This is a genomic window from Alicycliphilus sp. T452, assembly GCF_054512775.1.
This window is the reverse complement of the sequence record NZ_JBTNEH010000049.1, coordinates 1-7,425: the sequence shown is the minus strand read 5'-3', so window position 1 is coordinate 7,425 and position 7,425 is coordinate 1. Positions and strand designations below refer to the sequence as shown.

Genomic DNA, 7,425 nt, shown 5'->3' with positions numbered 1-7,425 from the left:
CTATCGCATCAATGGCTGACAAAGAGCTCATCGGGCGCGTTCGGGTCATGCCTGAACACTGGATCACCTTGCCGAGCCGAACTTCCATGGCGAAACTCGCGTTCATCGGCGGTACTTCAACGGCCTGCTAGCGCATCCTTTGAACAGGTTCTTAGGCGTGAGGTGAAACAGTCCCCCGTGGCGCTGCGCGCCTGCGTGCAGCCGCCACAGTCTTGCCCAGCTCGATCACCGCCATGGCGTAGTAGCTCGACCAGTTGTAGCGCGTGACGGCGTAGAAGTTCTCCGTGCCGGCCACGTAGCTGGGGGCGTCGGCGCCGTTCTGCAGCTCCACCAGGGCCAGCGGGCCCGTGTGCCGTGCGCCTTCGCCCTGTACCTGCGCGCCCTTGGCCGCCATGCCGGCGGCGCTGAAGGTGGGCAGGATGTCGGGGGCGAGCAGTTCGTCCAGCTGCAGGCCGGCGGTGTCGAACTGCACGGCGTAGTGCGTGGGCATGCCGGCCGTCCAGCCATGGCCCACGAAGTAGTTGGCCACCGAGCCTATGGCGTCCTGCGCGCTGCGCCACAGGTCGATGCGGCCGTCGCCGTCGAAGTCCACGGCCCAGCGCGTCCAGCTCGACGGCATGAACTGGCCCATGCCCATGGCGCCGGCGTAGCTGCCGCGCGGGTCGTGCGGGTCGATGCCGGTGCGGTCCATGAGGGTCAGGAACTGTTCGAGCTCGCGCTGGAAGAAGGCGCGCCGCTCGGCCGCGCGCGGGTGGGCGTCGGGGAAGTCGAAGCTCAGCGTGGCCAGCGCGTCGATCACGCGGTAGCCGCCCATGTGCTGGCCGTAGAGGGTCTCCACGCCAATGATGCCGACGATGATCTCGGCGGGCACGCCATATTCGCGCTCGGCCCGCTCCAGGGTCTCGGCGTTGTCCTGCCAGAAGCGCAGGCCGGCGCGTATGCGCACGGGCTCGACGAAGCGCGCGCGGTAGGCGGCCCAGTTCTTCGGTGTGCCTTTGGCGGGCGGCAGCACCAGGCGTGGCACCTCGCGCAGCAGCCGGGCCTGGCCTATGGCCTGGCGCACCCATTCGCGGTCCAGGCCGCGGCGCTCGGCCAGGTCGTCGGCGAACCGCATGGCCTCTGCGCGCTGGGCATAGTGCTGGGCGGGCGCAGCCTTGGCGACGTGTTTCTTGTGGTCATTTTTGGCTGTAGCGCCCATTGATAAAGCGCTTGCAGCTATCAAAAGAATAGTTTTTACGGTCAGGGATATCATGGCGTGCCTGTGTCGCGCGATTGTGCCGCGGGCCAGCGCAGGCGGGCGAGCTCGCGCCGCAGCCGGGGCAGGGCGGCAGCGGGATGCGGGGCGTAGCGGGCCTGCTCCAGGCGCAGCAGCCACTGCGCGGCGTCCTCGGCGCTCGGGCCCAGCCGGGCGCGCGCCTGCGCGGCCATGCCGCGCGGCGGCAGGTGGGGCGGCAGGGGCAGGCCGGCGCGCGCAAGGCGCTGGCGCGCCTGCTGCAGCAGGCGCTGCCAGGGGTCCTGGCGGCGGCGTTCCCACAGCGCCCAGCCCAGGCCCATGACGGCGGCCGCGCAGACCAGCAGGCCCATCAGGCGCACCAGGTCCTGCCAGCCGGGCGACTGCAGGCCCAGCGCTCTGAGCAGGTCGAGCTGGCGCCCCTGGGTGTAGTTGAGCACCCATTGGTTCCAGCCGTTGTTCACCGCCTCCCAGACGGCGCGCAGGTCCTGCAGCAGCATGGGGCTGACGACCGCGCCCACGGCCGTGCCGAACACGCCGCGCGGCGCCTGCAGGCGCTGCAGCTGGCCGATGCGGCCCGGGGAGACGGCGCCCGTGGGGTCCACGCGCACCCAGCCGCGGCCTTCCATCCAGACCTCGGTCCAGGCGTGGGCGTCGCTCTGGCGCACCGTCCAGTAGCCGTCGATGGCGTTGAGCTCGCCCCCCTGGTAGCCGGTGACGATGCGCGCGGGCACGTCCATGGCGCGCATCAGCACCACGAAGGCCGAGGCGATGTGCTCGCAGAAGCCCTCCTTGCGGTCGAACCAGAACTCGTCGGCCGTGTGCTCGCCCCCATACACGCCGGGGTCCAGCGTGTAGTGGTAGCCGCCTGTGCGTAGCCGCTGCAGGGCGGCGTCCACGAGGGCCTGGGCGCCGCCGCCGGCCAGCTGCCGGTCGGCCTGCATCTGCCGCGCCAGGGCCAGGGTGCGCGGGTTCAGGCCGGCGGGCAGCTGCACGTAGGCGCGCATCTCGGGCGTGCGCCGCAGCGGGCCGTGGGTGAAGCGCAGGTGGCTCTCGGCGCGGTAGCGCAGCACGCCGGTGACGGGGCGGCTGGCGCTCCACTGCAGCTCGGGCGACATCTGGGCCCACTGGCCCGGCGGCAGCGCGGGCGCGGCCCTGGCCGCGTCCAGCGTGAGCAGCCAGGGGCGCTGGTGCGGCTCCAGCGTGAGCTCGTAGCGCAGCGGCGGGCCCTGCACGCGCAGCTGGGCCGGGCTGGGCCGGGCCCAGGCGATGGCCTGCGCCTCGGGCTGGGACAGGGCGAACCAGTCGCGCCCGTCGAAGGCCGTGAGCACCGGGCCGCGGAAGTACAGCTGGCCCGGCGGCGGGGGCTCTCCCCCGGGCGTGTCGAAGCGCACGCGCAGGGCGACGGAATCGTCCAGCACCAGCGATGCCATGCTGCCGATGCGCATCTGCCCCGACAGGCCGCTGCGCGCGCCGGGCTTGTCCGCGGGCATGCCCCACAGCGGCGCCATGCGCGGGAACAGCACGAACAGCAGCACCATGATGGGCGCGCCCAGCAGCGCCATGCGCCCGGCCGTGCGCATGGCGAGCGCGAGCGGCGGCCGGCCCACGGGCATGTGGGCGTTAACCAGGGCGGTAAGCAGCCCCAGCAGCGCCACCAGCATGGCGGCGGCCGTGGGCAGGGACTGCGAGAAGAAGAAGTTGGCCAGCAGCGTGAAAAAGCCCAGGAAGAACACCACCATGGCATCGCGCCGCGCGCGCAGCTCCAGCGTCTTGAGCGCCAGCAGCATGACGATGAGCGTCACACCCGCGTCGCGCCCTACGATGGTCCGGTGCGACAGCAGCGTGAGCAGCACCGCCAGCACCAGCAGCACGGCCGTGACCCGGCGCGCGGGCAGGGGCCGCCCGCTGCCGGCCAGCCAGCCGCGCCAGGCCAGCAGCGTGGCCGCCATCGCGCTGGCCCAGGGCGGTATGTGGGCGGCCAGCGGCGCGATGCAGCAGGCCACGACGGCCAGCAGGAACAGCGTGTCGCGCGCCTCGCGCGGCAGGCGGGCGAGGCGGCCGGCCAGGTTCATGGCTGGCCCCCGCTATTCGATATGCAGCTGCTAGCGCTTGCTGGCATTGGGCTTGAGGCCGATCTGGTTGAAAAATGGGTCAGCACAGCGCCAGGGCCTCCAGGCAGCGGCGCCGGTGCGCGGCGCCGCTGTCCGGCGCGATCTGCCGGCCGGGCAGGCGCAGGCCATAGGCCACGCCCAGGCGGTCGGCCTGCAGCACCCAGGCGGTCAGGCGCGACAGGCGCGCCTCGGGCGCCGCGAGCCCGGTGGCGCTCCAGTCCAGCCACAGCGCGTGGCGCTGCGCCTCCTGGGTGTCGCGGCTGACGAGGCCGTGCGTGCCCGTGGCCATCGACCGGGCGGCCTTTTTCCAGAGCACGAGCCTGAGCGGGTCGCCGCGCCGGTAGGCGCGCGCGCCGTCGTATTCGCCCATGCCATGCGCCGGGGCCTGGCCCGCGCCCGCGCGCGGCTCGCCCGGCGGCAGCGGCGGCGCGGGGGTTTCGGGCCGGGGGTAGACCAGCACCTGTGCCGCGGGCCGCCACAGCGCCCAGACGCGGAAGGTGCCCAGCGGGTAGCGCGTCTCCAGCATCAGCGTGGGCACGCCCTGCAGGCCGCGCCGCTCGGGCCGGAAGGCCACCTGCACGGTGGCGATGCCCTGGGCCGGCACGTCGGTCCAGGCCCACTCCCGGGCGCCCGCGCGCACGGCCACGCCTATGCCGTAGCGCGTCGTGCGCGCGCCGCTGTTCAGCTGCACCTGCAGCGGCGCCGCCGCGCCGAGGAACTGCGGCTCGGGGGCGAGCAGGCGCAGCGTCAGGCCGCGCAGCGTGGCGTGGCACAGGTGCACGCCGACCATGGCGCTGCCGGCCAGCAGGAAGGTCAGCAGGTACCCCAGGTTGAGCTGGAAGTTGATGGAGGCCACCAGCAGCACGAACAGCGTGAGCGCCAGCATCCAGCCCGCGGCCGTGGGCAGGATGTAGACGTTGCGCTGGGTCAGCGCGAGCGTGTCGGTGCGCGGCAGGCGCGCGCTCCACCAGCGCCGCCAGCGCTCCTTAGCGCCTGCCCAGGGCGCTGGTTGCGGCGTGGCGGCCGCGGGGCGCGCGGCCTGTTCCAGCGTGGGGGGCATCAGGGCAGAGGGATGGACTCGACCATGGCGCGCACCTGTTCCACGCTGCCGCGCCCGGCTTCGCCCACGGGCAGCAGGCGGTGGGCGATGGTCTGCGGCAGGACGGCCTGCACGTCGTCGGGCGCCACGTAGTCGCGCCCCTCGATGAGCGCCTGGGCCTTGGCTGCGCGCACCAGGGCGATGCCCGCGCGCGGCGACAGGCCCTGCACGAACCAGCGGCCCGAGCGCGTGGCGGCGACCAGGTCCTGCACGTAGTCGAGCAGCGGCCCGGCCGTGTGCACGGCCAGTACCTGCCGCTGCAGCGCGGCCAGTTCATCGAGCGACAGCAGCGGCGGCAGGCCGGCCAGCATGTCGCGGCGGTCGCCGCCGGCCAGCAGCAGGCGCTCGGAGGCGCGGTCGGGGTAGCCCAGCGAGATGCGCATCAGGAAGCGGTCGAGCTGGCTCTCGGGCAGCAGGAAGGTGCCCAGCTGGTCGTACGGGTTCTGCGTGGCGATCACGAAGAAGGGCTGGGGCAGGGGGCGCGTGGCGCCCTCCACCGAGACCTGCTTCTCTTCCATGGCTTCGAGCAGCGCGCTCTGCGTCTTGGGGCTGGCGCGGTTGATCTCGTCGGCCAGCAGCACCTGCGTGAACACGGGGCCGGGGTGGAAGCGGAAGTCCTCCGTGCCGCGCTCGTACACCGACACGCCCGTGAGGTCGCTGGGCATCAGGTCGGACGTGAACTGCACGCGCGTGAACGACAGTCCGAAGGTGCGCGCCAGCGCATGGGCCAGCGTGGTCTTGCCCACGCCGGGAACGTCCTCGATCAGCAGGTGGCCGCCCGCGAGCAGGCAGGTCACGCAGTCCTGGATTTGTAAGCTTTTCCCGGTGATCACCGTGTTAAGCTGATTCAAAAGCGACTGGATCTTGTGCTGTGCGTGCATGGCCTGACGTTATCCGAAAACAAACGAGACACAGGGGAATGACTGTGAGCAAGACGGGCTATTACACCCATCGCGATTGCCGCAAGCACGAAATGGGACCAGGGCACCCCGAATGCCCGGGGCGGCTGGACGCCATCGAGGACCGCCTGCTGGTGAGCGGCGTGGCCGACGCGCTGGAGCACCGCGAGGCCCCGCTGGCCTCGCTGGCCGACATCGAGCTGGCGCACGACCGCATGCACATAGCCGCGCTGCGCGGCCTGTCCGACATGCTCATCGAGGAGGAGGACGCGGGCGGCTCCCCCCTCACGCAGCTCGATACCGACACCGCCATGAACCGCTACACCTGGACGGCGGCCCTGCGCGCCGCCGGCGCGGCCCTGGAGGCCACCGACGCGGTGCTGGCCGGCGAGCTGGAGAACGCCTTCTGCTGCGTGCGCCCGCCGGGCCACCACGCCACGCGCTCCAAGGCCATGGGCTTCTGCTTCTTCAACAACGTGGCCGTCGCCGCCAAGTACGCGCTGCAGCGCCACAACCTCAAGCGCGTGGCCGTGGTGGACTTCGACGTGCACCATGGCAACGGCACGGAGGACATCCTGGCGGGCGACCCGCGCGCGCTCATGGTCAGCATCTTCCAGCACCCGTTCTACCCGTACTGCGGCGACCAGGACCCCGCGCCCAACATGCTCAACGTGCCCGTGCCCGCCTACACCAAGGGCATGGACGTGCGCGACATCGTCGAGATGATGTGGATCCCGCGCCTGGAGGAATTCAAGCCCGAGATGATCTTCATCAGCGCGGGCTTCGACGCGCACCGCGAGGACGACATGGGCCAGCTGGGCCTGACCGAGCAGGACTACGCCTGGATCACCATGCGCATCAAGGACGTGGCGCGGCGCTTTTCCAGCAAGCGCATCGTCTCCTGCCTGGAGGGCGGCTACGTGATGGGGCCGCTGGCGCGCAGCGTGGAGGCGCATGTGCGCGTGCTCGCGGACCTGTGATGGAGAAAACGATGCCGGATTGCCCTGATCTGGTGCACGTGGCGCGCGACGCGCGCGGCGTGGTCACGCTCACGCTGAACGACCCCGCGCGCTTCAACGCGCTGGGCCATGAAATGCTCGCCGCCCTGCAGCGCGCGCTCGACGGGGTGGCGCAGGACGAGGGCGCGCGCGTGGTGGTGCTGGCCGCCGCGGGCAAGGCCTTCTGCGCGGGCCACAACCTCAAGGACATGGCGCAGCACCCCGACCTGGCCTGGTACCAGGACCTGTTCGCCCGCTGCAGCCGCGTGATGCTCGCCATCCACAGGCTGCCCGTGCCGGTCATCGCGCGCGTGCACGGCATGGCCACGGCGGCGGGCTGCCAGCTCGTGGCGCAGTGCGACCTGGCCGTGGCCAGCGAGGCGGCCAGCTTCGCCACCAGCGGCATCCACTACGGCCTGTTCTGCGCCACGCCCAGCGTACCCCTGGTGCGCAACGTGCCGGCCAAGCGGGCCATGGAGATGCTGCTCACGGGCGACTTCATCGACGCGCGCACCGCTCTCGCCGAGGGGCTGGTCAACCGCGTGGCGCCGCCCGAGGCGCTGGACGCCGAGGTGCAGGCGCTGGTGCGCTCCATCCTGCAGAAGCCCCGCACGGCCGTGGCCATGGGCAAGGCCCTGGTGTACCAGCAGCGCGAGCTGGGTATCGACGCCGCCTACCAGATCGCCGGGCAGGCCATGGCCGCCAACATGATGGACGAGGCCGCGCAGGAGGGCGCGCGCGCGTTCGCCGAAAAGCGCCAGCCCGCCTGGAAACGGCCCTGACCGGTGGCCGGCTCCATGGGCGTGCTGGCATAATCCGCCGAAAAGAACGACCGTTCACTTCTGTGCTGCGGGCACTGCGACTGCCAGGCATGATGTGGTGCGCAATAGAATCCCCCGGTCTACGTAAACGTCAAATCAATCAACCATCGAAGGAGCCGCAGCAATGAAGATCTTGGTCCCCGTCAAGCGCGTGGTGGACTACAACGTGAAAGTCCGGGTGAAATCGGACGGCACGGGCGTAGACATCGCCAACGTGAAGATGAGCATGAACCCCTTCGACGAAATCGCCGTCGAGGAAGCCG

The 7,425-nt window shown here is 71.4% G+C and carries 5 protein-coding genes and 2 pseudogenes; 3 read left to right on the top strand and 4 right to left on the bottom strand.

The window, feature by feature from the left end; translation table 11 throughout:
* Positions 1-151: 151 nt before the first annotated feature.
* The 4 genes and pseudogenes from mltB to ACX12L_RS22530 form a co-directional block, all read right to left on the bottom strand.
* Complete coding sequence (gene mltB, locus ACX12L_RS22545) at positions 152-1,252, bottom strand: lytic murein transglycosylase B (protein WP_459264531.1); 1,101 nt, start codon at positions 1,250-1,252, stop codon at positions 152-154.
* Positions 1,249-3,353, bottom strand: a pseudogene (locus tag ACX12L_RS22540) (transglutaminase family protein). Before ACX12L_RS22540 ends, mltB begins: the two are co-directional and overlap by 4 nt.
* Positions 3,354-3,385: 32 nt before the next feature.
* Positions 3,386-4,405: a DUF58 domain-containing protein gene (locus ACX12L_RS22535; protein WP_459264530.1), complete on the bottom strand. Its 1,020-nt coding sequence runs from the start codon at positions 4,403-4,405 to the stop codon at positions 3,386-3,388.
* Positions 4,405-5,325 (bottom strand): AAA family ATPase, encoded by a 921-nt coding sequence (locus ACX12L_RS22530; RefSeq protein WP_459264529.1) that lies wholly within the window; start codon positions 5,323-5,325, stop codon positions 4,405-4,407. Before ACX12L_RS22530 ends, ACX12L_RS22535 begins: the two co-directional genes overlap by 1 nt.
* Before the next feature lie 38 nt (positions 5,326-5,363).
* Here ACX12L_RS22530 and ACX12L_RS22525 point away from each other — a divergent pair, with 38 nt between their 5' ends.
* The 3 genes and pseudogenes from ACX12L_RS22525 to ACX12L_RS22515 all read left to right on the top strand — a co-directional run.
* On the top strand, positions 5,364-6,323 hold the full coding sequence (locus tag ACX12L_RS22525) for a histone deacetylase family protein (protein WP_459264528.1): 960 nt from the start codon (positions 5,364-5,366) through the stop codon (positions 6,321-6,323).
* 11 nt (positions 6,324-6,334) lie between these two features.
* Positions 6,335-7,123 (top strand): enoyl-CoA hydratase, encoded by a 789-nt coding sequence (locus ACX12L_RS22520; RefSeq protein ID WP_459264527.1) that lies wholly within the window; start codon positions 6,335-6,337, stop codon positions 7,121-7,123.
* A 163-nt stretch (positions 7,124-7,286) separates the two neighbouring features.
* A pseudogene (locus ACX12L_RS22515) lies at positions 7,287-7,425 on the top strand (electron transfer flavoprotein subunit beta/FixA family protein); the annotation flags it as partial.